We start from the raw sequence: 23,977 nt of genomic DNA, 5'->3' as shown, positions 1-23,977 counted from the left end.
GCGACACGCCGGACCACGATCACGACCGCAAGCAGGTCACCGGCGCATAACGCAAACTAAGGGTAGGCTAACCTTGCGGCGTGAAACCTGGTGAAGAGGCGTCCCCGGGCCTGCGCGGCCATGAACTGGCGGCGACCGATGTGACCGTGGCTTACGACGGCGTGGACGTCGTCCACGCCGCGGCGCTGACCCTGCGGCCCGGTGAAGTGGCGGTACTGGTCGGCCCCAACGGCAGTGGCAAGTCGACCCTGTTGCGCACCGTGGCGCGGCTCCAGTCGCCCCGACGGGCCACGCTCACGATCGACACCGACACCGACGGCCTGGCCCTCAGCCCTCGTGAGTTCTCCCGCCGCGTGGCCCTGTTGCTGCAGGGACGGTCCACGCCCAGCGGTCTGAGTGTGCGCGACGTCGTCGAGTTCGGCCGCTACCCCCACCGGGGCCGCTGGGGCGGCGCCGACCCGGGCGGACGTGCCGCCGTCGACCGCGCCCTTACCATGACGGGCGTCGCCGAACTCGCCGACCGGGGCGCCGAACACCTCTCCGGCGGACAGCTCCAGCGCGTCTGGCTGGCCGGCTGCCTGGCACAGGAGACCGGAGTCCTCCTCCTCGACGAACCCACCACCTACCTCGATCTGCGCTATCAGGTCGAACTCCTCGACCTGATCCGCGATCTGGCGGACGCCCACGGCATCGCCGTGGGCGTCGTCCTGCACGACCTCGACCAGGCGGCGGCCGTGGCCGACCGGATCGTGCTGCTCGCCGAGGGGCACATCGTTGCCGAGGGCACGCCCGAGGAAGTCCTGACGCCGCAGCGCCTGACCGAGGTCTACGGCATCCGGATCGAGGTCGGCACCGACCCGCTCACCGGCCGGCTGCGCACCCGCGCGATCGGCCGCCACCACACCCGCACCGAAAGGCTCAGCACCCTCTCATGAGACGACTCCTGCTTACCGCGCCCATGGCCGCCACGGCCCTCCTGCTCACCGCCTGCGGAACCACCGAACCCGCCGCCACCGAGTCGAAGGAGTCCACCGAGACCATCACCCTGACCGACGCCTCCGGCACCAAGGTCGAACTCGACGGCCCCGCCAGGAACGTCGTCGGCACCGAGTGGAACGTCGTCGAGACCCTGATCTCGCTCGGCGTCGAACCGGCCGGGGTCGCGGACGTCAAGGGCTACAAGACCTGGAACACCGCTGTCCCGCTGACCAACGAGCCCAAGGACATCGGCACCCGCGGCGAGCCCAGCATGGACACCATCGCTTCGCTGAAGCCCGATCTCATCGTCGCCACCAGCGACCTGCAGCCCAATGCCATCAAGCAACTGCGCGAGGTCGCCCCCGTCCTTACGGTCACGTCCGCCGACGCCTCCGACCAGATAGGCCAGATACTCGAGAACGTCGACCTCGTCGCGAAGGCCACCGGCACCACCGAGCAGGCCGCCACGCTGAAGAAGGACTTCGACGCGAAGCTCGCCGAGGGCAAGAAGGTCCTGGCCGATGCTGGTCTGGACGGTTCCGAGATCGCCTTCGCCGACGGCTACGTCACCTCCAACCAGGTCTCCGTACGCCCGTACACCTCCGGCTCCCTCATCGGTGCGGTCAACGAGCGGCTCGGCCTGGAGAGCGCCTGGAAGATGGAGGGCGACAAGGCCTACGGCCTGGCCGCCACCGACGTCGAGGGACTGACCGATCTGGGCAAGGACGTGCAGTTCGCGTACATCGGCAGCGACGGGGACGCCAACAGCGACCCGTTCGGCAACCAGCTCGCCAAGAACTCCGTGTGGAAGTCCCTGCCGTTCGTCAAGGCCGGTGACGTCCACCGGCTGCCCGACGGAATCTGGATGTTCGGCGGTCCCGGCTCGATGGGGGCGTACACCGACGCCGTCGTCGAGGCGCTGACGAAGTAGCGCGATGGCCGTCACCGCCACGCCCGGTCCCGTCCGTCCGAAGACGGTGCCGGCCCCGGCCGTGTCCCGGACGGGCGCGGCCGTGGTGACCGGGGCACTCGTGCTCCTGGTCGCCGTGCTCGCCGTCGTCGACATCACCCAGGGCACGGCGGCCGTCGGCCCGGCCGAGGTCCTCAAGGCGCTCACCGGCCGCGCCGATCCGGACGACGCGTCCGTCATCATCGCCTCACGGCTGCCCCGGATGGCCGCCGGGCTGCTGGTGGGCGCCGCGCTCGGCATGGCCGGCCTCGCCCTGCAGGCCGTCAGCCGCAACGTCCTGGCCTCCCCGGACACCCTCGCCGTCAACGCGGGCTCCTACCTCGCCCTCAGCGTCGTCGCCGTCGCCGGTGTCCCGCTGCCCCTGCTCGCCTCCTCCGGAGTCGCCTTCGCCGGCGGTCTCATGGCGGCGGCCGTCGTCCTCGGGCTGTCCGGGCTCGGGTCCGGAACGGTACGGCTGGTCCTCGCCGGCACCGCGCTCGCCCTCGGCCTCACGGCCGTCACCGGGGGCCTTCTGCTGCTGTTCCCGGAGCAGACCGAGGGCCTGTACCAGTGGAACCAGGGCAGCATCGCCCAGAACGGCTTCGACGGCGTGCTCCAGATGCTGCCCGTCGCGGCCGTCGGCCTGGTCGGCCTGCTGCTCGTCGCCCGCCGGGTCGACGCTCTCGCCCTCGGCGACGACACGGCCCGTGGGCTGGGCGTCCCGGTGCGCGCGACCCGTGTCACCGCGGTGGTCCTGGCGACGCTGCTCTCCGCGGCGGCCGTCACCCTCGCCGGGCCCATCGGGTTCGTCGGCCTGTGCGCCCCCGCCCTGGTCCGCCCTTTGGCGCGCTGGTTCCGCGGTATCCACCGGCTGCGTGCGGGCGTGCCGGTCGCCGGGCTGGTCGGCGCGGCGCTGGTCCTCGGGGCGGACGTGCTGCTGCGTACGTTCGTGAGCGCCGACATCTCCGTCGCGGTACCCACCGGCGTCGTCACCAGCCTCGTCGGCGCGGTGTTCCTGGTCGTCATGGCGGCCCGGCTCCGTGACACCGCGGGCTCACCCGCGCCGGACAGACTGCGGATCCGCAGCCGCGCCGTCTTCGTGGCCTGGCTCGTCGTTCTGACCGTCGCCCTGGCCGGTCTGACGATCGCCGCGACACTCGTCGGCGACAGCGTGCTCCTGCTGGGCGACGTGTTCAACTGGATGCAGGGCCGGGCCGGCCGGACCATCTCCTTCGTCCTCGACACCCGGGTTCCGCGCGTCCTCGCTGCGCTTCTCGCGGGGGCGGCCCTGGCGCTCGCCGGCACTCTGGTGCAGGCCGTCACCCGCAATCCGCTCGCGGAGCCCGCGGTCCTGGGCGTCTCGGGCGGCGGCGCGCTCGGCGCGGTGATCCTCGTGACGACCGTGCCCGTCGCCGGGGCGTGGAGCGTCGCCGGTGCGGCGTTCGCGGGAGCCTCCGTCACCGCCGTCGTCGTCTTCGGGCTCGCGGCGCGCGGGGGCTTCCAGCAGAACCGGCTGGTGCTCGTCGGCGTCGGTGCGGCGGCCGGGACGACGGCCCTGACCAGTCTGCTGATCGTGCTCACCGACCCGTTCAACGCCACGAAGGCCCTTACCTGGCTGTCGGGTTCGACCTACGGCCGGACCCTCCCCGACGTCCTGCCGCTGGCCGCCGTCCTCGTCGCCGGCCTCGCGGTGGCGGCCGTGCGGTACCGGGAGCTCGACCTGGTCTCGCTCGACGAGGACACCCCGCGGCTTCTCGGACTCCGGCTGGCGCGCGGCCGGCTGGGTTTCCTCGTCGTCAGCGTCCTGCTCACCGCGACCGCGGTGGCCGCCGCGGGCACCATCGGGTTCGTGGGTCTGGTCGCCCCGCACGCGGCACGGGCCCTCGTCGGACGCCGGCACACCCGCGTCCTTCCGGTCGCGGTGCTGCTCGGTGCCGTACTGGTCTGCACCGCCGACCTGCTGGGCCGCACCGTGATCGCACCGGCCCAACTGGGCGCCGGTCTCATGACGGCCGTCATCGGCACGCCGTACTTCCTGTACGTGCTCGTGCGCAGCCGGCGGTAGCGGAAGAGGAAGCGGGGGTGCCGCCGGGCACTTGGGTGACCGGCGGCACCCGGTCGGCAGACCGGCAGAACGGGTCACCCGAAGGCCCTGACCGCCTGGTAGTAGGTCCAGACGGTGCTGTTGCAGGCGGTCTTCGTGGCCCCGGTGTAGCGGGCGCAGACGCGTTTGAGGTCCTCGTGGAAGCCGCTGTCGAGGCGTGCCTTGTCGGCGTCGAAGGAGCCGGCCGCCTTGTGGTTGCGGTAACCGAAGTCGTGGCGTGCGCAGGAGGCCGAGAAGGGGAAGCCGAACGGGTTGTCGGGGGAGGCTGAGCAGTAGTCGGTGCTCCAGTCGAACCCGTAGGCGCTCCAAGCGGCCTGGTCGGACCGGGCGGCGCCCCACTGGTTGTAGTTCGACGCGCTGGTCTGCGTCCAGCCGGAGAGTGCCTGTGGCTTGTCGGAGGGAGCGGCCTCGGCGGCGGTGGCGGTGCCCAGGACCCCGACGGCGGCGAGAGCCGAGGTGGCCAGAGCGGTGGCGAGCTTACGGTGCATCCCACACCTTCAGGGACTGTGACCCGACCATCGGGCTACAGGTGCATGACAAGGAGGTGCCCGTGGTGTCCTCTCCTTCACACCCCGGCCGGCTTAACAGCCCGTCAACGTTCGGCTCGGCCAGGCGTCGTGATCACGCCGCACGGATGAACTCCACGGTTGCCGAACGGGATTCGGGTCGCGGGATTCCTGCTTCGGGGTTCCCGGAACCGGCTGGGCGGCGGCGGTACGGATCTGCGCGCGGGCTTCGCCACGGCCCTCCGGTCGCGTCCCCTGCCGGACGCCCTCATGGTGCTGACGGGCGGTCAGGCTCCCCGGCCGGACAGGCGTCCCTCGTGCCGGACGGTGGCCGGCCTGTTCCCGCGCCGCCGCGCGGACGCCTCCTCGTACGACGAGGACAACCCCGAGTACCGGCCGGACGCACCACCCTGCCGGGCCCGGGTGGTGCCCCTCGACGAGGCCCCCGGCAGCCGGTGAACCGAGGCCGGGCGTCGGTGAATCGAGGCAGGGCCCGACGACGCCGGCCCGGTCGGCCGAGCCAGGGTCAGACGAACTGCCGCAGCACCAGCACCGAGGCGCCGTCCACGGCGAGCACCGTGGCGACTGCCCGGGTCCGGCGCACGTCCAACCCGTGGGCCGGCGGGCGGGCGAGCAGCACTCCGGCCGCGGCGGCGGGCGCGAGCAGCACGGTGCTGCGCAGGGTGCCAGCCCCGACCGCCCCCAGCGCGGCGAGGCTCGTCAGGGAGCCGATGAGGAAGAACGTGCTCATCGTGGCCCGCAGCTCCGGTCCGGTCAGCCGCTGCCACACCATGGCCATGGGCGGCCCGCCGGGTCCTCGGCGTCCCACCAGTCGGTGTCCTCGCGGGTGATTCCCTCCGGCGCCTTCCACCAGCCCTCGACGGCGCCGCCCGCGCGCAGATAGTCCTTGACGTCGGGGGCGTTGCCGCCGCCCACGTTGTAGCGGGCGATGTTCAGGGCGAGTCCCTCGTCGCCGAAGAGGAGTTCGGCGAGCTTCTCGCGTATCTCCGGCGGGTAGTCGCCGGTGGCGTTGGCGAACCAGACCAGACTGGTCCCCCAGCCCTCGAACTCCTCCTGCTGGTAGGACGGATCGGGCCGGACGGTGACGGAGGGGACGACGCCCTTTGCCTGAGCGGTGGAGGACGGGGCGGGGATCAGGACGGCCCCGGTGGCCAGGGCGGTGAGTCCGGCGGCTGACAGGAGCCGTCTTCTGCGGGTGCGGCGTGCCATCGGTGTGCTCCCAACCTTGAGGTGTGGTCGCGCTCTGGTGGAACCCTTCGACCCACGCCCACCGCACGGGCCGAAGGAGAGGAACGCCCCTGGAACGGCCTTGCCGTTCCAGGGGCGTTGCGGGGAGTTGCGCGCAGTCGCCCCGACTCAGCCGGCCGGCTGCCGCAGTACGGCGACGGCGCGCGGCCCGAGGACGAGGGCACCGTCGCCACCCTCCGTGGCGCCGAGCAGCACTTCCCCGGCGAGACCGCGCACAGGGATGGCCGTGTCGGTCCGGTTCACCAGGAACAGGAACCGACCACCGGGACCGCTGCGTACCGTCGTCTCGACCAACCCGCATACCTCGGAAGGTAGTTCGCTCTCCACGCCGACCGGTGCGAGCAGCCGGGGCAGCAGCGAGGTGAGCCCTTCGACACCGAGCCGGGTGGAGACGTAGGCGGCCGAACCGGCGCCCGTGGCCCTCCGGGTGACCGCCGCCCGGCCGGCGTGCACGCCCGTGCGGTAGCGGGCCAGGACGTCCGTCCCGGCCACGACGTCGATCCGGTCGGTCCACAGACTGCCGGTCGTCCCGTCGTCGAGCTCCACCGTGTCACCGGCGAGCAGCGGGCCGAACTCCTCGATGCGGATGCCGAGCAGATTGCGCAGCGCCCCCGGATAGCCGCCGAGCCAGACGTGGTCGTGCTCGTCGACGACACCCGAGAAGTACGTGGTGATCAGGTGCCCGCCCTGCTCGGTGTACCGGGTCAGCGTCTTGGCCAGGTCGGCGGGGACCATGTGCAGCACCGGTGCCACCAGCACCTGGTGGCGGTGCAGGTCGGCGCGGGTGGTGACGAGGTCGGCGCGGACACCGAGGGCCAGCAGCGCCGAATACCAGTCGAGCGCCTCCTGCCGGTAGTCGAGCAGCGCGGAAGGGTGCGAGTCCTGCTCGCTCGCCCACCACGAATCCCAGTCGTAGAGGATGCCGACCCGGGCGGCCTCCCGCTCACTGCCCGCGACCGGGGCAAGTGCCTTGAGGATGGCGCCGAGTTCGGCCACCGCACGGAACAGGTCACTGTCCTCACCGGCGTGCGGGACCATCGCCGAGTGGTACTTCTCGGCGCCGGCCGCCGACTGCCGCCACTGGAAGTAGCACACCGCGTCGGCCCCGTGCGCCACGTGCAGCAGCGAGTCACGGGCCAGGTCGCCAGGACGCTTGGCCACGTTGACCGGCTGCCAGTTGACGGCACTGGTGGAGTGCTCCATCAGGAACCAGGGCCGGCCGCCGGAGATGCCGCTGGTGAGGTTCGCGGAGAAGGACAGCTCGTCACGGTCCTGCGGACCCGGGTGGACGTAGTGGTCGTTGGAGACGAAGTCGATCTCCTGCGCCCAGTCGGGGTAGTCCATCCCCTTGGTGTTGCCCATCACCATGAAGTTGGTGGTGACCGGGACGTCCGGGGTGATCTCCCGCAGGATCTCCCGCTCGGCCCGCAGATGTTCCTTGAGCGCGTCCGAAGAGAAGCGCTTGAAGTCCAGCTGCTGGGTGGGGTTGGGATGGGACGCCGCCTGCCGCGGCGGCAGGATCTGCTCCCAGTCGGTGTAGCGCTGGGACCAGAAGGCCGTTCCCCAGGCGGAGTTGAGTGTTTCCAGCGTGGTGTAACGGGACCGCAGCCAGTGCCGGAACGCACGCGCCGCGTCGTCGGAGAAGTCGTAGACGTTGTGGCAGCCCAGCTCGTTGTTGACGTGCCAGGCGACCAGCGCCGGGTGGTCTGCGTAGCGGGTCGCCAACTCCCTTACCAGGCGCAACGCGTGGGCGCGGAACACCGGGGAGGTGGGACGCCAGTGCTGGCGCGCCCCCGGCCACAGCGTCCCGCCGTCCGCGGTGACCGGAAGGATCTCGGGGTGGGCCGTGGTCAGCCACGGCGGCGGGGATGCGGTGGCGGTCGCCAGGTCGACGCCGATGCCGCCCGCGTGAAGCAGGTCCAGTACCTCGTCGAGCCAGCCGAAGTCCCAGGCGTCCTCGGCCGGTTGCAGCCGCGCCCAGGAGAATATCCCCACGGACACGACGTTCACTCCGGCCTTCCGCATCAGCCGGACGTCCTCCTCCCAGACGCTGGGGGGCCACTGCTCGGGGTTGTAGTCGGCGCCGTACAGGAGACCGGGAGCACGGTCACCGTCAGCTCTGCTGGAACGGGACAGGAGGGTGGAGATCATGGCGGTCCTTCCGGGGGTCTCGCACCGGGGCGGCACGGCGCGCGTGCCGCCCCGGTGGGCTACTTCGCTACGGTGAAGCCCTGCTCGTTGCCGTACTCGACCGACGCGTCCTGCCAGGCCTTCAGGCCGTCCGCCAGCGTGGTGCCGGAGACGTAGGCCTTGCCGACGGTGTCGTTGAAGATCGAGTTGGCGTACACCTGGTACGGCAGGTACGCCCAGTCGTCGGCGACGTTCGCGGCCGACTCGGCGAAGACCTTGTTGGCCTGCTGCCCGCCGAAGTACGGGAACTCGGTGTTCTGGAACTCCTCGGAGCCGAGCTGTGCCGTAGTCGCGGGGAAGGCACCGCTCTTCACCCGGGTGTCGACACCGTCGCCGGAGTTGGCGTACTCCACGAACGCGTAGGCGAGCGCCTCGTTCTTGCCGAGTTCGGGCAGGGTGAGGGCGCTGCCGCCGTTCTCCGCACCGGCGTCGGCGCCCGCAGTCCACTGCGGCAGCGGGGCGACGCGCCAGTCGCCGGAGGCCTCCTTCACACCGGAGGCGAGGTTGGCCGGCATCCAGGCCCCGATGGCCAGGGTCGCGAGGGTGCCGTCGCCGAGGCCCTTGTACCACTCGTCGGACCAGCTGGTGACCGGGGCGACCAGCTCCTCGTCGAGCAGCTTCTGCCAGGTGCCGGTGAAGTCCTGGGCCCCCTTGTCGCCGAACCCGATCTTTACCTCGGTGCCGTTCACCTTGTAGGGGCGCGAACCGGCCTGCCACAGCATGCTGGTGGTGAAGCCCGCGTCGCCGGCGTCGTTGGTGATGTACGCCTTCGGGTCCGCCTTGCGCAGGGCGCGGGCCGCGTCCACGTACTCGTCCCACGTGGTGGGCACTTCGATCCTGTGCTTGTCGAAGACCTTCTTGTTGTAGAACAGCGCCATCGGACCGGAGTCCATCGGCAGGCCGTAGATCCCCTCGCCGCCGGCCTTCACACCGTTCCACGGGCCGGGGGAGTACCGGTCGGCGAGCTGGTCGGCGCCGAAGCCGCTGAGGTCGGTGAGCCCGTCGGTCAGCGCGTACTGGCCCATGGCGTAGTACTCGACCTGGGCGACGTCGGGGACGCCTTTCTTCGCGGAGATGGCGTTCTGCAACGCCTTGTACTGCTCGTTGCCGGTGCCCGCGTTGACGAGGTTCACCTCGACACCGGGGTGCTCCTTCTCGAAGTCGGCGGCCACCTGCTCGAGCGTGGGTTCCCACGCCCAGACGGTGACGGTGCCGCCCTTCTCCAGGGCCGCCTCGACGTCCGACTCGGAGACTGCCTTCGGAGCGGCGTCCCCGTCGTCGGAACCGCCGCAGGCGGTGGCGCCCAGGGTCAGGGCGCAGATGATGCCGATGCCGCGCAGCAGGCGGCGGGATTGCTTGTGCATGGGCGTGCTTCCACTTCTTCGTGGGCTTGGATTCCGGAGCCCTGGGGTGGTGTGCCGTGGCGGTGGGGCTGGTGGGGGGGGCACAGGGCCGCGCGCCCAGGAGGGGCGGCAGCCGGTGCTATTCCTTGACGCTTCCGGCGGCGAGTCCCGACTGCCAGTACTTCTGCAGCAGCAGGAACGCGGCGATCAGCGGGACGACGGTGATCAGCGAGCCGGTGATGACCAGGTGGAAGACGGGCTGCCCGCCGGCCGTCTCGGCCTGGGCGTTCCAGCTGTGCAGGCCCAGGGTGAGGGGATACCAGGCGGGGTCCTTGAGCATGATCAGCGGCAGGAAGTAGTTGTTCCAGGTCGCGACCATGGTGAACAGCGAGACGGTGACGATGCCCGGCGCCAGCAGCGGAAGCACCACCAGGAAGAAGGTGCGCAGCTCACCCGCGCCGTCGATCCGGGCCGCCTCGAGGAGTTCGTTCGGGACGGCCTCACTGGCGAACACCCACATCAGATACAGGCCGAACGGAGAGATCAGCGACGGGATGACGACCGCCCACGGGGTGTTGGCCAGCCCCATGTTGCTGAACATCAGGAAGGTAGGCACCGCCAGGGCCGTACCCGGTACGGCCACGGCGCCGATGACGACGGCGAAGACGGCCCGGCGGCCGGGGAACTCGAACTTGGCCAGGGCGTAGCCGCCGAGCACGGCGAGGAGGGTCGCGCCTCCCGCGCCGAGCCCCACGTACAGCATGGTGTTCAGCAGCCAGCGGGCGAAGACGCCGTCGTCGTAGGTGAACGTCTCGGCGATGTTGTCCCAGAGGGCGAAGTCGCCGTCGAACCAGAGGCCGAACGAACGGGACAGTCCCTCCTGGGTCTTGGTGGCGCTGATGACCAGCCACACCAGCGGCACCAGACTGTAGAGCAGCACCAGGCCGGTGAGGACGGTCAGCAGCACACTGCGGCGGGGGCGCCCCGGCGTGGAGCCGCGCCGGCGCGTACGCAACCGGGGGACGGCATCCGGGGCGCCGGACGCGGAGCCGGTCCGGTCCGCGGAGGCGGGGGAGACGGTGGTGGTCATCGCTGCTTCACACTCCCTTGCGCATGCCGCGCAGCTGGACGACATAGGCGACGACCATGGTGATCAGACCCATGATGATGGCGACCGTCGCGGAGTAGTTGTGCTGCTGGCCGGAGAAGGACAGCGAGTACGTATAGTAGTTCGGCGTGTAGTCCGTGGTGATGGCGTTGGGCGCCAGCTTCTGCAGGACGCTGGGCTCGTTGAAGAGCTGGAAGCTGCCGATGATGGAGAAGATCGTCGCGATGACCAGGGCGCCGCGGATCGCGGGCAGCTTGATGGCGGTGATGACGCGGAGCTGCCCGGCGCCGTCGATCTCGGCCGCCTCGTAGAGAGAGTGCGGGATCACCCGCAGCGCCGCGTAGAAGATCAGCATGTTGTAGCCGACGAACTCCCAGGTGACGATGTTGCCGATCGACGCCAGTACCAGGTCGGGGGAGAGCGGGTCGGGCAGCGACAGCCCGAAGGCCTCGTTGACGTCGCCGACCAGGCCGAACCGGGTGCCGTACATGAAGCCCCACATCAGCGTGGCGACGACGGCGGGCACCGCGTACGGCAGGAAGATCGAGATGCGGAAGAAGCTCTTGCCGTAGAGCCGTCCGCTGTCCAGCGCCAGGGCCACCAGCAGGGCGACGCCGAGCATGATCGGTACCTGGACGCCCAGGAAGAGCGAGACCCGGCCGAGCGCGGCCCAGAACCGCTCGTCCTGCAGGGCTTGCTGGTAGTTGTCGAGCCCGACGAAGCTGGTGCCGCCGATGAGCTGGTCGCGGAAGAGGCTCAGGTGGACCGAATACACGATCGGTGCCAGGAAGACCAGGGCGAACACGACCACGAAGGGGCCGACGAACCCCCACCCCGTCCAGGAGCGGCGGTCCCGTCTCGCCGGAGGTGGTGCCGGCCGCGGCTCGGCGGTCGCCGGCGGTTGCAGCGTTGTCATGTCGTTCCTCGCTCGTCCACGTTCGGGCCAGGCGATCACGGCGCCCTGTCCCGGGCCGGGAACCGTGCTCCCCACAGCCGATGTTTACGTGAACACCGGACGCCGCAGAAATGCGGCGAGGTGTTATGTTTACGTAAACATTCGGTGGCGGCATGTCTACACTGCCCCGATGACGACGGTCAAGAGTCCTCCGGGAAACCCTGACGCGGCGGGTGGCGACGGGAAGGCGGCTGGAAAGCGAGTGGAGACGGTGCACAGCACGCCGGGACGGGCTCTCGGCCCCGAGGCGACCGCAGTCGGCAGGGATCCGGCCGACGCGGACCAGGCGGGCGGGCAGTCCGCGGGTGTGGACCCCGCAGGAACGGACCCGGCCGACGATGCCCCGCCGCGCCGCCGCCCGCGGGGCGGCGGCCGACACACCCGGGCCTCCATGGCGGACGTGGCCCGCCTCGCCGGGGTCTCGTCCCAGACGGTCTCCCGTGTGTCCAACGGTTACGCCGGGGTGAACGAGGAGACCCGGCGGCAGGTGCTCGCCGCGATGCAGGAGCTCGGCTACCGGCCCAACAGCGCGGCCCGCGCGCTCAAACGCGGAGAGTTCCGCACCATCGGCGTCATCACCTTCTCGCTGTCCACGACCGGAAATGTGCGTACCCTGGAGGCGATCGCCACCTCCGCCGCACACGAGGGCTACGCGGTGACCCTGTTGCCCGTCGCGATACCGACCCAGGACGAGGTGCGCGGCGCGTTCTCCCGACTGGAGGAACTCGCCGTCGACGCGGTGATCGTCATCATGGAGGTCCATCTGCTGGATGCGGCGACAATCCAGCTGCCCCCGCACGCCCAGGTCGTGGTCGTCGACTCCGACGCCGGTGACCACTACACGGTCGTCGACACCGACCAGGCCGGCGGCACCCGTACCGCCGTGCGCCACCTGCTCGGCCTCGGCCACCGCACGGTGTGGCACCTGGCCGGCCCCGAGGACTCCTTCGCCGCCCAGCGCCGCACCGACGCCTGGCACGCCGCCCTCACCGACGCCGGACGCGTCCCGCCGGAGCTGGTCCGCGGCGACTGGTCCGCGGAGTCCGGCTACCGTGCGGGCCTCGGACTCGCCGCCCGCGACGAGTGCACCGCCGTCTTCGCGGCCAACGACCAGATGGCCCTCGGCCTGCTGCGTGCCCTCCACGAGCGCGGCCGACGCGTCCCCGTGGACGTCAGCGTCATCGGCTTCGACGACATCCCCGAGGCGTCCTCGTTCCTGCCCCCGCTGACCACCGTCCACCAGGACTTCGCCGAGGTGGGACGGCGCTGCGTGGCGGCCGTCCTGGGCAAGGTGCGCCATGGCGGCCCCGAGCGGGGGACCACCCTCGTCCCGACCCGCCTGGTGACGCGCGCCAGTACGGCACCGCCGCCGGCGGAGAAGGTGTGGGCGGGTGGGTGAGGCGGCTCGATCTGACTCAACTCGCTCTGCCTGATCGCATGTTGATGTGCGAGACTCGTTGATCACCATCGGCAGTGCTCCACCGTGGGACGGAGTTCGTCATGCCGGCCGGCAGGTCCAGCCCTCCGCGGATCGACACCAGCAAGGCGCACCCCGCGCGGGTCTACGACTGGCTGCTCGGAGGTAAGGACAACTACCCGGTGGACGAGGCCGCCGGCGAGAGGCTGCCACCCCAGGCCCGGGACGCCGCCCGGCAGAACCGCCGGTTCATGCACCGGGCCGCGGCCTGGCTCGCCGGGCAGGGCGTCGACCAGTTCCTCGACGTCGGCACCGGCATCCCCACCGAGCCGAACCCGCACCAGATCGTGCAGGCCGTCGCCCCGGCCGCGAAGGTCGTTCACACCGACAACGACCCGATCGTCCTGCGGCACGCGGAGGCCCTCCTGATCAGCAGTCCCGAGGGTGCCACGGACTACTTCCAGGCCGATGTGCGCAGTCCCGGGGAGATCGTCGACCACGCCCGGACCGTCCTCGACCTCGGCCGTCCCGTCGCGCTGTCCCTGATCGCCCTCCCGCACTTCATCCCCGACGGCCAGGAACCCCGCGCCATTGTCAAAGAGCTGCTCTCCGCACTCCCGCCGGGCAGCTACCTGGTGCTGTCGCACGCGGCGTCCGACCGCCACGCGGAACTGGCCGCCCAGGTCACCGCCGAGTACGCCCGGGCCGGCATACGGCTCGGCTTCCGCTCCCGCGTTGAAGCCGCCCTCTTCCCCGACGGCCTGGACCTGGTGGAGCCGGGCCTGGTCACGGCCACGGAGTGGTTCCGGGAGACCGAGGCCCCGGCACCCGAGGACAGCGGCATCTACGCGGGCGTCGCCCGGCTCCGCTGACCTCACGCTGCCCGGCCCCGCAGGTACCCGCCCGGTACCTCGTCCGGCCGGACATCACCCGGGTGCCGGACCGTCGCGCCCGGCTCTGCCCGCCCGAGGGCTTCCCCCCGGGTGGGCAGAGCCGCCGACAGCCTTCCCGGAGGCCGCACCCGGCCCCGGTCAGCCCAGAGGCACCGCCACCTCGCCCGTCCCCCGGGCCTGGGCACCGCCCGCGACCCGCACCGTGAACGGCCGTTCGGTGCCCGACGCGGTGACCCGCAGCACGTCGCCGTCCCGCACCACCCGGAAGCCCGCCGCCCGCGCACCCGTCGTGTCGGGCACGGTGACCTCGGCCTCGTAGCCGGGCGAGGCGGAAGGGTGGACGAGAAGCACCGGCGCGTCCAGCCAGTCGCCGTCGGGCCGGGTGTCGTCCCCGGCCAGCGGCAGCACGGCGCCCTCCCGGACGTACAGCGGCAGGCTGTCGTAGCCGTGCCGCTCGGTGCGCCAGCACGGGCCGGTGGCCTTCTCCCCGCTCAGCAGGTGGGTCCAGGTGCCCTCCGGCAGGTAGACCTCCACCTCCCCGTCCGTGTCGAACACGGGGGCGACCAGCAGGTCGGGGCCCAGCATGTACTGGCGGTCCAGCTGACGGCACGACGGATCGTGCCAGAACTCCAGCATCATCGGCCGCATCATCGGCACCCCGGTGTCGTGCGCCTCGACGGCAGCGCCGTACAGGTAGGGCATCAGCCGGTGCTTGAGCAGGGTGAACCGCCGGGCGACGTCCACCGCCTCGTCACCGAACTCCCACGGCACCCGGTACGACGTGGATCCGTGCAGCCGGCTGTGCGAGGACAGCAGACCGAAGGCGAGCCACCGCTTGAACACCGAAGGGTCCGGCGTGCCCTCGAAACCGCCGATGTCATGGCTCCAGAAACCGAACCCGCTCAGCGACAGCGACAGCCCGCCCCTCAGTGACTCGGCCATCGCCTCGAAGGACGACCAGCAGTCGCCGCCCCAGTGCACCGGGAACTGCTGCCCGCCCGCGGTCGCGGACCGTGCGAAGAGCACGGCCTCACCCTGCCCGCGCTCCTTCTCCAGAAGCTCGAACACCGTCCGGTTGTAGAGCTGCGTGTAGTAGTTGTGCATCCGCTCGGGGTCCGAGCCGTCGTGCCAGAGAACGTCGGTGGGGATGCGCTCGCCGAAGTCCGTCTTGAAACAGTCCACACCCTGGTCGAGCAGGGGCTTCAGCTTCGACTGGAACCAGGCCCGCGCCTCGGGACTGGTGAAGTCGACCAGCCCCATGCCGGCCTGCCACAGGTCCCACTGCCACACGTCGCCGTCGGCCCGGCGCACCAGGTGCCCGAGGGCGGCGGCCTCGTCGAAGAGTGGCGACTTCTGGGCGATGTACGGGTTGATCCAGGCGCTGATCCGCAGCCCCCTCTCCTTGAGCCGGGCCAGCATGCCGTCCGGGTCGGGGAACACGTCGGGATCCCACTGGAAGTCGCACCACTGGTACTCACGCATCCAGAAGCAGTCGAAGTGGAACACCGTGAGCGGGATGCCGCGTTCGGCCATGCCATCCACGAACGACGTCACCGTCGCCTCGTCGTACGACGTGGTGAACGAGGTGCTGAGCCACAGGCCGAACGACCAGGCGGGCGGCAGGGCGGGGCGGCCGGTGAGGGTCGTGTAACGGCTGAGGACGTCCTTCGGGGTGGGACCGGCGACGACGTAGTACTCGAGCGACTGGTCCTCGACGCTGAACTGCACCTGGCCGACCGACTCCGAGCCGACCTCGAAGGAGACCGCACCGGGGTGGTTGACGAAGACGCCGTAACCACGGGACGACAGGTAGAACGGGATGTTCTTGTAGGACTGCTCGCTGCTCGTGCCGCCGTCGGCCTGCCACACGTCGACCGTCTGGCCGTTCCTGACGAACGGGGTGAAGCGCTCGCCGAGGCCGTAGACCTGTTCCCCGACACCCAGTGCCAGCCGGGTCAGCATGTGGTGCCGTGCCCCGTGCCCGGTGGTGACGAAGGCCGTGTTCCTGGCGTCCGCACGGGTCAGCTCGCGCCCGAGCGCGTCGTGGAAGGCGAGCGCGAAGGGGCCGGACCCGTCGAGGCGGAGCGTCAGCGGACCGCTGGTCAGCTCGGTGACCGGGCCGTCCTGGCGTACCGTCCCGGCGCCGTCGGCGTCGGCGCCCAGGGCGAAGTCGGGCCCCGGTCGCCGCTTGCCCGCGTGATGCGTGACGCGGACACCGATGACACCCTCGGCGGGAGAGAAGCACTCCACCGTGACAAGTGGCGCGTTGAGGGTGTCGCCCCTCCGTGTCACCTTCCGTACGGAGGCGTACGTAGTGAAGCGCTTCGATTCGGGGCGCACCTCGCGGACCTCAGTGGCGTACGAGATCTGGACGCCCTCGCGGATGCGCCAGAAGCCGTCGGTGAACTTCATGATCTTCCTCGGAGGGGGAGCGGGCGATGGCGGGGAGGGAAGCAGTATTTGACCAGGAACTATGACAGGTTCAGGGGTTCCTGTCACGCCCTGGTGCACGCAGATCGCCTCGCTGGGGGGCTAGCGTGACCGGCTTCCGCTGACGTATTAGTAATCAGGGAAAACAAATTACACCCGACCTCAGAGCCGACTTTCCCACGAGCGGGACCGACTAATCGTCGAAGCGCTTCACCAGTTGCTTCGCCGGCTTGGGCTCCCTCTCGTCCCCACCCCTCCCACGAGCCGCCGGGTCGGTGAACGCCGAGCCGGTCCCACCCAAGGGCACCCACCGTGACAGCACATCCCCTGGTCGTCGCACAGCGCGGGCCCCGCCGCCCCCGCAGAGCCGTCACGTCCCTCGCCGCCGTCGCCGTCCTGGTCACCGGGGCGGCACTCACCGGCTGCGCACAGCAACGGGACAGCGACGTGTACACCGTGATGAACTCCTCGACCGACGAGTCCTACCACCGCTGGGACGCCGAGGCGATGGCCCGCTGCGGCAAGCAGCTCGGCATCCGCATCGAGCAGCAGAGCGTCCCCGCCGCGCAGGTGATGACGAAGGCGCTGCGCATGGCCTCGTCGAAGTCACTGCCGGACATCGTGCAGTTCGACGCCTCCGAGATGCCGACCTTCGCCGAGGCGGGCGGACTGGTCGACCTGCGCACCCTCGGTCTCGAAACCGACGGCATCCCCGAGGGCATCGTCGAGTTCGGCTCCTACCGGGGCACGTACTACGGCGCGGCCCGCTCCGTGAACACCCTGGCCCTCTTCTACAACAAGGACATCCTGGACCGGGCCGGTCTCGAGGTCCCCGCCACCTGGGACGAACTGCGCGAGACGGCCGGACAGCTCACCGAGGGCAGGCGCTACGGCCTGGCACTCAGCGCGGGCGGCGCCGAGGACGGCGTCTTCCAGTTCACCCCGTTCATGTGGTCCAACAAAGGCGACGAGACCGAGCTGGACAGCCCGCAGGTCGTCGAGGCGCTCGACTACTGGAAGGCGCTGCTCCAGGACGGTTCGCTGTCCAGGTCCACCGTCAACTGGACCCAGGCCGACGTCAACGACCAGTTCATGGCCGGCAACGCCGCCATGATGATCAACGGCCCGTGGCAGGTGGAGACCCTTAACACCGACGAGTCCCTTGACTGGGGCATCGCGCAGATCCCCGTCCCGCAGGCCGGCGACGCCTCCGTGGGACCGCTGGGCGGCGCGGTGCTCACTGTGCCGAAAACCGGTGACGAGGACCGCGAGAGGGCGGCCGGCCGCGTCGTCGCCTGCCTCGCCGGCGAGAAGGAACAGCTCACCTACGCCCTGAACAGCTGGATGGTCCCGGCCAACGAGAAGGCAGCCGCCGTCTGGCGCGACCGCGTGCCCGAACTCGACGCGCTGGCCGACCAGGTCGCCGAGGCCCGTTCCCGCACCGGCAAGCTCGGCGCCGGCTGGTCCTCCGCCTCCCTCGCGCTGCAGAGCGCCTTCCAGTCCGCCCTGACCGGCCAGTCCAGCGAGGCCGCCCTGAAGCGCGCCCAGCAGCGCGCCACGAGCGGGAACTGAGGTACGCGCCCATGACCACGTCCACCGTCACCGCTGCGGCGAAGGCGCCCGGGAAGGCCGCCGCCCCGGACCCGGCCCGGCTGCGCCGCCGGCGCCGGCTCGCCCAGTGGGGCTTCGTCGCCCCCGCCGTCGTCTTCATGCTGCTCTTCTTCGGCTACCCGCTCGTCCGCAACGTCGTGATGAGCTTCCAGCACTACACGCCGAAGACGTTCTTCACATCGGAGGCGCCCTTCAACGGCACCGACAACTGGTCGGCCGTCCTCCAGGACGCCCTCTTCGGCAAGGCCCTGTGGCACACCCTCGTCTTCACCGCCGGCTCCCTGCTCGGCCAGTTCTGCATCGGGCTCGCGCTCGCCGTCTTCTTCAGTCGCAGGTTCCCCCTGAACGGCGTCCTGCGGTCCCTGATCCTGCTGCCCTGGCTGGTGCCCATGGTGGTCTCCGGCATTGTCTGGCGCCGCATCCTCGACCAGGACACCGGCGTACTCAACACCTTCCTGGGCGTCATCGGCCTCGGCGGCGACACCCCGTGGCTGACCAGCCCGGACGTGGCCCTGCTGTCGGTGATCCTGGTCAACATCTGGATCGGCATCCCGTTCAACATGGTCATCCTGTACGGCGGCCTCCAGGAGATACCGAGAGAGCTGTACGAGGCGGCCTCCCTGGACGGCGCCTCGGCCTGGCGCACCTTCCGCTCCGTCACCCTGCCCATGCTCAGGCCGGTGATCACAGTCGTCCTCGTCCTCGGCTTCATGTCGACGGTGAAGATCCTCGACCTCATCCTCGCCCTCACCGACGGCGGCCCCGCCGACGCCACCCAGACCCTGGGCACGCTCACCTACCAGAACTCCTTCGTCCAGCTCGACTTCGGAGCGGGCGCCGTCGTCGGCAACGTCCTCATCCTCATCTCCGCGGCGTTCGCCGTGTTCTACCTGCGGGCCAACCGCACCGACGGGAAGTGACCGACATGGCCGCTCACACACCCGCCCCCGCCGCACCACGCGCACGGGGACGCCGCCTGGGCTCCACCGTGGCGGGCCTGCTCGTCCTGGGCGTCATGCTCTTCCCGCTCTACTGGATGCTCAACACGGCACTCCAGCCCGAGTCCGGACTGCTCCAGGTCGACCCGGTTCCCGGCAGCCTGGACCTGTCCGGATTCTCGAAGGCCGTCAGCGACCAGGGCGGACACCTGCTCACCTCACTGGTCGTCTCCCTCGGCGCCGTCGCCATATGCCTCGCCGTCTCCGCCCCCGCCGCCTACGGGCTGGCCCGCTTCGGGCTGCGCGGCACCCGCACCATCGTGTTCGGCACCCTCATCACCCAGATGGTCCCGGGCATCGTCATCGCCAACGCGCTCTACAACTCCTACGTCGACCTCGGTCTGGTCAACTCCTACTTCGGCCTCATGCTCGCCGACGCCTCGCTCGGCATCCCCTTCTCCATCGTGCTGATGCGCGCCTTCATGGTGTCCGTCCCCGGCGAGGTCGTCGAGGCCGCGCAGATCGACGGCGCCGGCCCGGTGCGCACCTTCGTCCGCGTGGTGCTGCCGATGAGCCGCAACGCCCTGATCACCTCCGGCCTGTTCGCCTTCCTGTTCTCGTGGAGCGACTTCATGTTCGCGCTCACCCTGAACACCACCGACGACGTCAAACCGATCACCCTGGGCATCTATCAGTACATCGGCGCCCACGTCGGCGACTGGGGCTCGGTGATGGCCGCGTCCGTGCTCTCCGCCGTGCCCGCGGCGATCCTGCTCGTCCTCGCCCAGAAGTACATCGCCGCCGGCATCACGGGGGGCTCCGTCAAGTGACCACCGCACGACCCGAGGAGGGCCTCCAGCGCATGTCCGACTTCCCGAGATTCCCGCCCGGATTCGTCCTCGGCGCCGCGACCGCGTCCTACCAGACCGAGGGAGCGGTCCGGGAGGACGGCCGCGGCCCGTCGATCTGGGACACCTACAGCCACACCCCCGGCCTGGTGGAGGGCGGCGACACCGGGGACACCGCCTGCGACCACTACCACCGCTACCCCGAGGACGTCGCCCTGCTGCGCGACCTCGGCGTCGGCTCCTACCGCTTCTCCGTCGCCTGGCCGCGCGTCGTGCCCGACGGCAGCGGACCGGTGAACCCCAAGGGCCTGGACTTCTACGAGCGCCTGGTCGACGAACTCCTGGCCGCCGGCATCGAACCCGCCGCCACCCTCTACCACTGGGACCTCCCGCAGGCCCTCGAGGACCGGGGCGGATGGCGCGTGCGCGACACCGCCGAGCGGTTCGCCGAGTACACCGCCGCCGTCGCCGACCGGCTCGGCGACCGCGTACCGCGCTGGATCACCCTCAACGAACCGTGGTGCAGCGCCTTCCTCGGCTACTCCGTCGGCCGCCACGCCCCCGGCGCCCGCGAGGGCCGAGGCGCCCTGGCCGCCGCCCACCACCTGCTGGCCGCCCACGGCCTCGCCGTACAGGCACTGAGGACGGCCGGTGTGCGCGAGGTCGGCATCACCCTCAACCTCGACCACCACCTGCCCGCCACCGACTCCGCCGCCGACCGGGCCGCCGTCGTCCGCGCCGACACCCTGCACAACCTGGCGTGGACCGAACCCGTCCTGGCCGGCCGCTACCCCGGTACCGAACAGGACACCTGGGGCGAGCTGATCATCGGCCAGGACTTCCGCCGAGACGGCGACCTGGAGCTGATCTCGCAGCCGCTGGACTTCCTCGGCATCAACTACTACCGCCCCATCACCGTCGCCGACGCCCCGTACCGCGAGAGCGACCCTGCCCGGCGCGTGGCCACCGACAACCGGTACGAGGAGGTACGGACACCCGGTGCCCGCCACACCGCGATGGGCTGGCCGGTGGTGCCCCACACCCTCACCGACCTGCTGGTGGACCTCAAGGAGCAGTACGGGGCCGCTCTGCCGCCCGTCCACATCACCGAGAACGGCTCCGCCGAGGACGACCGGGTCACCGATGGCGCCGTCCACGACCACGACCGCGTGGCCTACCTGCGCGACCACCTCACGGCCCTGCGCGCCGCCATCGACCGGGGCGTCGACGTGCGCGGCTACTACGTCTGGTCCCTGCTCGACAACTTCGAGTGGGCCTACGGCTACGGGAAGCGCTTCGGTATCGTCCGCGTCGACTACGACACCCAGCGGCGCGTCCCGAAGGACAGCTACCACTGGTACCGGCGGATGATCGCCGCACAGCACCCCTGAGCCGCCCCGCACGACGGGCACCGGGGCCGTCCCGTGCGGCGACGGCCCCTTCCCGGCCTCGCGGTGCCGCGGCCGGCCCGCCCCGTACCCGGCTCGCCGGTGCTCAGCCCGCCTGCGCCGGGCCGTCGGCGCCGGACTCGGGCACCGTACGGAACTCCACGTCGACGACGCCGTCGACATTGCGGCACAGCTCCTCGAGTTCCTCGGCCATCGTCTGGGACGACAGCTGTCCGATGAGCCTGACGTGACCGTGGGTCACATTCACCTCGACCGCCGAGGGTGCCTCGCCGAGCGCCCGCACCAGCACGTCCTCGACGATCTCCGTACGGATCGCCCGGTCCTCGCGCACGAAGACGCGCAGCAGGTCGCTCCTGCTCACCACACCTCTCAGCCGTCCCGCCGCATCGGCCACCAGCAGCCGCTTGATCCCGTGCAGTGCCATCACCCGGGCGGCGTCCACCACGCTCCAGTCCTCGGCGGCGCACAGCGCGGGCGACGTCATCAGCCCGGCGGCGTCGGTGGCCCACGCCTTCTCCGGCCGGGGTGCCCCACCGGACCCACCGGCATCGCCCTCCTGACGGCCCCACATCTTGTGCAGCAGATCCGCCTCCGACACCACACCCACCGGACGGTCCTCGGCGTCGACCACGGGGACGGCGGTGATGTCGTACTCGAGCAGCAGGTGCGCGATCTCCTTGAACGGCGTTCCGCCCTGGATACGGACGACGGCGTCACTCATCACATCGCGCACCTTCTGGTGGCTCATTGCGGCAGTTCCTCTCTGCTCCTGGCACAGGTCCGACCGACGGACGACCGCTGTGCGCACGCGGCCGTCACCGACATCATCGCCGGTCGGGAGCATCGAACGAGAACAGGAGGATCACGTTCCGGCCCCGTCGGGTCCCCCTTCCCCCGACCGTGTGAGGCCGCCGGGCCGCCAGGGGCCCCGGCACGGCATCGGCCCGTGTCAACCAGGACGGAGCCGGACGAAAGCATGGGCCGATGCCCATCGCCGTGCCTCAGCGGCCGGCCTACGGCGCGGGCGGCACCTCGATCCCCTTCTCCGTCAGTATGTGGTGCCGTCGTCTTACTCGGTGACGGTGAACGAGTCCAGCACCTCGCCGACCTCCTTGTCGGTCGTCGACCGGCCGTCCCACTCGGCCGCGACGACGGCCTCGTGGTGGAGCCGGTCCTGCGTGACCCTGCCCCCCCCCTGGAAGGTGGAGGTGTGACCGGCGCGGGCCACCTGCGTCGCACCTTGCGGGCCCCTATGGTGTCGTCCTCGGGGACGCGTTCGTAGTACTTCGGTCCCGAGGACGACAACGTGCAGACGGGCCCGGTCGTCACGCCAGGGGTGCCGGTGGCGTCCTCGTCGGCGAATCCGCGGGCGCACACGTGGTCGTGGCCCATCAGCACCAGGTCGGTTCCGCTGCTCCGGAACACGGAGAGCCAGGCGTCGCGCACCGCCTTCCCGTCGAGGCCCCCGGCACCGGGGAGGACCGGCTGGTGGAGGACCGCCACCGCCCACTTGCCCGGCTTCCCCTCGACGGCCGTGTCCAGCCGGCGGCCCTGCGCGTCCAGTCAGAGCTTCTCGGGACCGGGGGCAGTTCTCGCTGCACGCCGGCAGGTCGTCCGGGGGCATCGGCTGCCGTGCGTCACCCGTGCCGGCGATGAGGGAGAGGAGCCGCACCCCTGGTAGTCGGTGTAACACGCGGTCCCGGCGAGCGCCTTCGCCATGTGCGCCTCGTACGTGGCCCGTTGCCGTTCGGCGGGACTGTCGTCACGGGCCGGGGTACCGCGCGGACCGTCGGCCGGGTACGGGAACGTCGACTTCCGTTTCTTCGGGAAGGTGCTGCCCGCGTACTCGTGGTTGCCGGGCGCGGCGGTGACGTTCGTCGTCTGGCTGTGGCCGTCGATCGCACCGAAGCAGTCGCGCCACCCGCTGTCGTCGCCCGAGGTGTTGACCAGGTCACCCGCGCTCACGCTGCTCACGGCGTCCGGACAGCGCTCGTAGGCCTGCTTCCTCCTCACGCGCGGGGCGCGCCGTCGTGAACCGGTGGGCAGGGCCGAACCGGTCGCCCGTGCCCACCCGGTACTCGTACTCGGTGCCGTGGGACAGGCCGTCGAGGACCGCGGAGTGAGTCCGCACCTGCTCTCCGCCGGCGGTCAGCCCTCCCGTTGGCGTGCACCCGGACGGTCCGCCGCTGTTCGCCGCCCGCCTCGCGGATCCGCACCTCGCCCGAGGTGGGGGCGGCGGTCGTGCTCCACGTGACGGCCTGCGAGGTCCGAGGCGTCCCGGTCGGCGTCAGGACGATGTGCTCCGGAGCCGCGCCCGGAGTCTCCAGGTCCGGCTTGCCGGTGAGCGCGACGTCGAACACATGCATGACACCGCGGTCGCTGCCCTGCGGCAGCACGACGACGGCGACCCGCTTGGCCGGATCCAGCAGCCGGGGCCGCGTGGCGAAGGCCTTGGTCTCCACGGTGTCGACACCGCCGAGGCCCGGTTGCGTCCCGTGGTGGTCACCAGTGCCCTCACGTGGTGACGACGTTGTCTTCGGGTGATGTCGGTGCAGGTCGCTGTCTGCAGTTCAGCGCCCGGGGGCTCGGCAGGGGAAGATTTCGGGAAAGACCGGATGAATGCCGGGAGGAGCGACGCGTGTGCGCAGGGGGGGCAAGTGCACGTGCCCGGTGGGTACGGCGACGCGGCCCCCTGTAAGGTGCGGTGATCCGGGCCGGCGCGCAACCCGGAGATGCCGAGAGGGGGAGCCCATGGCCAGGGTCACCGTCACGCTCGACGCCGAGCTGGTCGTGGAAGTCATGGTGCTGGCCGGAGTCGGGTCGCCCCAGGATGCCGTCGAGGCCGTGGTGCGGGACTACATCGCCCGCGGCCACCGCACGGAGACCCGCACCGAACGCAAGGACCAGAACCTGCGTGAGGTGGACGTCCGGCCGCAGGAACCTCAGGGCTGAGCGCGGCCTTCGGCAGGCCCGCCGCCGCCACCGGGCCCTCCTCGCACTCGGCCATCCCTGCGCGGTGCGGGGGCAGT

General features: G+C 70.9%; 23 protein-coding genes and 1 pseudogene. 12 read left to right on the top strand and 12 right to left on the bottom strand.

Annotated features, from left to right (window positions below; translation table 11 throughout):
* The first annotated feature begins 80 nt into the window (after window positions 1-80).
* Genes HUV60_RS00775 through HUV60_RS00765 form a run of 3 tightly spaced genes read left to right on the top strand, consistent with a single transcriptional unit; the run spans window position 81 to window position 3,992 of the window.
* Entirely contained in the window at window positions 81-935 is an 855-nt protein-coding gene (locus HUV60_RS00775) for an ABC transporter ATP-binding protein (RefSeq protein WP_257852936.1), read from the top strand.
* Entirely contained in the window at window positions 932-1,909 is a 978-nt protein-coding gene (locus HUV60_RS00770; protein ID WP_257852938.1) for an ABC transporter substrate-binding protein, read from the top strand. Before HUV60_RS00775 ends, HUV60_RS00770 begins: the two co-directional genes overlap by 4 nt.
* A 4-nt stretch (window positions 1,910-1,913) precedes the next feature.
* Window positions 1,914-3,992: an iron ABC transporter permease gene (locus HUV60_RS00765; RefSeq protein ID WP_257852939.1), complete on the top strand. Its 2,079-nt coding sequence runs from the start codon at window positions 1,914-1,916 to the stop codon at window positions 3,990-3,992.
* A gap of 74 nt (window positions 3,993-4,066) precedes the next feature.
* On the opposite strand, the gene HUV60_RS00760 is transcribed toward HUV60_RS00765, so the two are convergent.
* A complete protein-coding gene (locus HUV60_RS00760) occupies window positions 4,067-4,519 on the bottom strand; it encodes a phospholipase (protein WP_257852940.1) in 453 nt (150 codons plus the stop codon).
* Between the two features lie 159 nt (window positions 4,520-4,678).
* On the opposite strand from HUV60_RS00760, the gene HUV60_RS00755 reads away from it, so the two are divergent.
* Entirely contained in the window at window positions 4,679-4,996 is a 318-nt protein-coding gene (locus tag HUV60_RS00755; RefSeq protein ID WP_443047198.1) for a hypothetical protein, read from the top strand.
* Window positions 4,997-5,063: 67 nt separating this feature from the next.
* Here the strand turns inward: HUV60_RS00755 and HUV60_RS00750 are convergent, their stop codons facing one another.
* From HUV60_RS00750 to HUV60_RS00725, 6 genes and pseudogenes are all read right to left on the bottom strand, one after another.
* Window positions 5,064-5,336, bottom strand: a complete 273-nt coding sequence (locus HUV60_RS00750) for a hypothetical protein (RefSeq protein WP_257852941.1) — start codon at window positions 5,334-5,336, stop codon at window positions 5,064-5,066.
* Window positions 5,337-5,344: 8 nt separating this feature from the next.
* Window positions 5,345-5,767, bottom strand: a pseudogene (locus HUV60_RS00745) (ricin-type beta-trefoil lectin domain protein); the annotation flags it as partial.
* A 147-nt stretch (window positions 5,768-5,914) separates the two neighbouring features.
* On the bottom strand, window positions 5,915-7,957 hold the full coding sequence (locus HUV60_RS00740; protein ID WP_257852942.1) for a beta-galactosidase: 2,043 nt from the start codon (window positions 7,955-7,957) through the stop codon (window positions 5,915-5,917).
* Window positions 7,958-8,016: 59 nt separating this feature from the next.
* Window positions 8,017-9,360 (bottom strand): ABC transporter substrate-binding protein, encoded by a 1,344-nt coding sequence (locus tag HUV60_RS00735; RefSeq protein WP_257852943.1) that lies wholly within the window; start codon window positions 9,358-9,360, stop codon window positions 8,017-8,019.
* A 118-nt stretch (window positions 9,361-9,478) separates the two neighbouring features.
* Window positions 9,479-10,429 carry a carbohydrate ABC transporter permease gene (locus HUV60_RS00730; protein WP_257852944.1) on the bottom strand — a complete coding sequence of 317 codons (951 nt, stop codon included), beginning with the start codon at window positions 10,427-10,429 and terminating at the stop codon, window positions 9,479-9,481.
* Between the two features lie 7 nt (window positions 10,430-10,436).
* On the bottom strand, window positions 10,437-11,363 hold the full coding sequence (locus HUV60_RS00725) for a carbohydrate ABC transporter permease (protein WP_257852945.1): 927 nt from the start codon (window positions 11,361-11,363) through the stop codon (window positions 10,437-10,439).
* A 430-nt stretch (window positions 11,364-11,793) separates the two neighbouring features.
* On the opposite strand from HUV60_RS00725, the gene HUV60_RS00720 reads away from it, so the two are divergent.
* Both HUV60_RS00720 and HUV60_RS00715 read left to right on the top strand, forming a co-directional pair.
* Entirely contained in the window at window positions 11,794-12,801 is a 1,008-nt protein-coding gene (locus tag HUV60_RS00720) for a LacI family DNA-binding transcriptional regulator (RefSeq protein ID WP_257853196.1), read from the top strand.
* Between the two features lie 101 nt (window positions 12,802-12,902).
* Window positions 12,903-13,691 carry an SAM-dependent methyltransferase gene (locus HUV60_RS00715; RefSeq protein ID WP_257852946.1) on the top strand — a complete coding sequence of 263 codons (789 nt, stop codon included), beginning with the start codon at window positions 12,903-12,905 and terminating at the stop codon, window positions 13,689-13,691.
* A gap of 159 nt (window positions 13,692-13,850) precedes the next feature.
* Here the strand turns inward: HUV60_RS00715 and yicI are convergent, their stop codons facing one another.
* Window positions 13,851-16,124: an alpha-xylosidase gene (gene yicI / locus HUV60_RS00710; RefSeq protein WP_257852948.1), complete on the bottom strand. Its 2,274-nt coding sequence runs from the start codon at window positions 16,122-16,124 to the stop codon at window positions 13,851-13,853.
* 330 nt (window positions 16,125-16,454) lie between these two features.
* On the opposite strand from yicI, the gene HUV60_RS00705 reads away from it, so the two are divergent.
* Genes HUV60_RS00705 through HUV60_RS00690 form a run of 4 tightly spaced genes read left to right on the top strand, consistent with a single transcriptional unit; the run spans window position 16,455 to window position 20,930 of the window.
* Window positions 16,455-17,714: an ABC transporter substrate-binding protein gene (locus tag HUV60_RS00705; protein WP_257852950.1), complete on the top strand. Its 1,260-nt coding sequence runs from the start codon at window positions 16,455-16,457 to the stop codon at window positions 17,712-17,714.
* 11 nt (window positions 17,715-17,725) lie between these two features.
* Complete coding sequence (locus tag HUV60_RS00700; protein ID WP_257852952.1) at window positions 17,726-18,673, top strand: carbohydrate ABC transporter permease; 948 nt, start codon at window positions 17,726-17,728, stop codon at window positions 18,671-18,673.
* Window positions 18,674-18,678: 5 nt separating this feature from the next.
* Window positions 18,679-19,521, top strand: a complete 843-nt coding sequence (locus HUV60_RS00695; protein ID WP_257852954.1) for a carbohydrate ABC transporter permease — start codon at window positions 18,679-18,681, stop codon at window positions 19,519-19,521.
* A gap of 32 nt (window positions 19,522-19,553) precedes the next feature.
* The gene (locus tag HUV60_RS00690; RefSeq protein ID WP_257853197.1) at window positions 19,554-20,930 is read left to right on the top strand and encodes a GH1 family beta-glucosidase; all 1,377 of its coding nucleotides are present in this window, start codon (window positions 19,554-19,556) and stop codon (window positions 20,928-20,930) included.
* A gap of 103 nt (window positions 20,931-21,033) precedes the next feature.
* Here the strand turns inward: HUV60_RS00690 and HUV60_RS00685 are convergent, their stop codons facing one another.
* From HUV60_RS00685 to HUV60_RS00670, 4 genes are all read right to left on the bottom strand, one after another.
* Window positions 21,034-21,696 (bottom strand): CBS domain-containing protein, encoded by a 663-nt coding sequence (locus HUV60_RS00685; RefSeq protein WP_257852960.1) that lies wholly within the window; start codon window positions 21,694-21,696, stop codon window positions 21,034-21,036.
* A 321-nt stretch (window positions 21,697-22,017) separates the two neighbouring features.
* On the bottom strand, window positions 22,018-22,176 hold the full coding sequence (locus HUV60_RS00680; protein WP_257852961.1) for a hypothetical protein: 159 nt from the start codon (window positions 22,174-22,176) through the stop codon (window positions 22,018-22,020).
* Window positions 22,177-22,511: 335 nt separating this feature from the next.
* On the bottom strand, window positions 22,512-22,913 hold the full coding sequence (locus HUV60_RS00675; RefSeq protein WP_257852962.1) for a hypothetical protein: 402 nt from the start codon (window positions 22,911-22,913) through the stop codon (window positions 22,512-22,514).
* Entirely contained in the window at window positions 22,900-23,079 is a 180-nt protein-coding gene (locus tag HUV60_RS00670; RefSeq protein WP_257852963.1) for a fibronectin type III domain-containing protein, read from the bottom strand. Before HUV60_RS00670 ends, HUV60_RS00675 begins: the two co-directional genes overlap by 14 nt.
* A gap of 229 nt (window positions 23,080-23,308) precedes the next feature.
* Here HUV60_RS00670 and HUV60_RS00665 point away from each other — a divergent pair, with 229 nt between their 5' ends.
* Window positions 23,309-23,473, top strand: coding sequence for a hypothetical protein (locus HUV60_RS00665; protein ID WP_257852964.1), 165 nt, complete (start codon window positions 23,309-23,311; stop codon window positions 23,471-23,473).
* A gap of 226 nt (window positions 23,474-23,699) precedes the next feature.
* Complete coding sequence (locus tag HUV60_RS00660; protein ID WP_257852965.1) at window positions 23,700-23,900, top strand: type II toxin-antitoxin system VapB family antitoxin; 201 nt, start codon at window positions 23,700-23,702, stop codon at window positions 23,898-23,900.
* The last annotated feature ends 77 nt before the right edge of the window (window positions 23,901-23,977 follow it).

It is taken from the genome of Streptomyces sp. KMM 9044 (assembly GCF_024701375.2).
Classification (GTDB): domain Bacteria; phylum Actinomycetota; class Actinomycetes; order Streptomycetales; family Streptomycetaceae; genus Streptomyces.
This window is presented reverse-complemented; position numbering and strand designations above follow the sequence as displayed.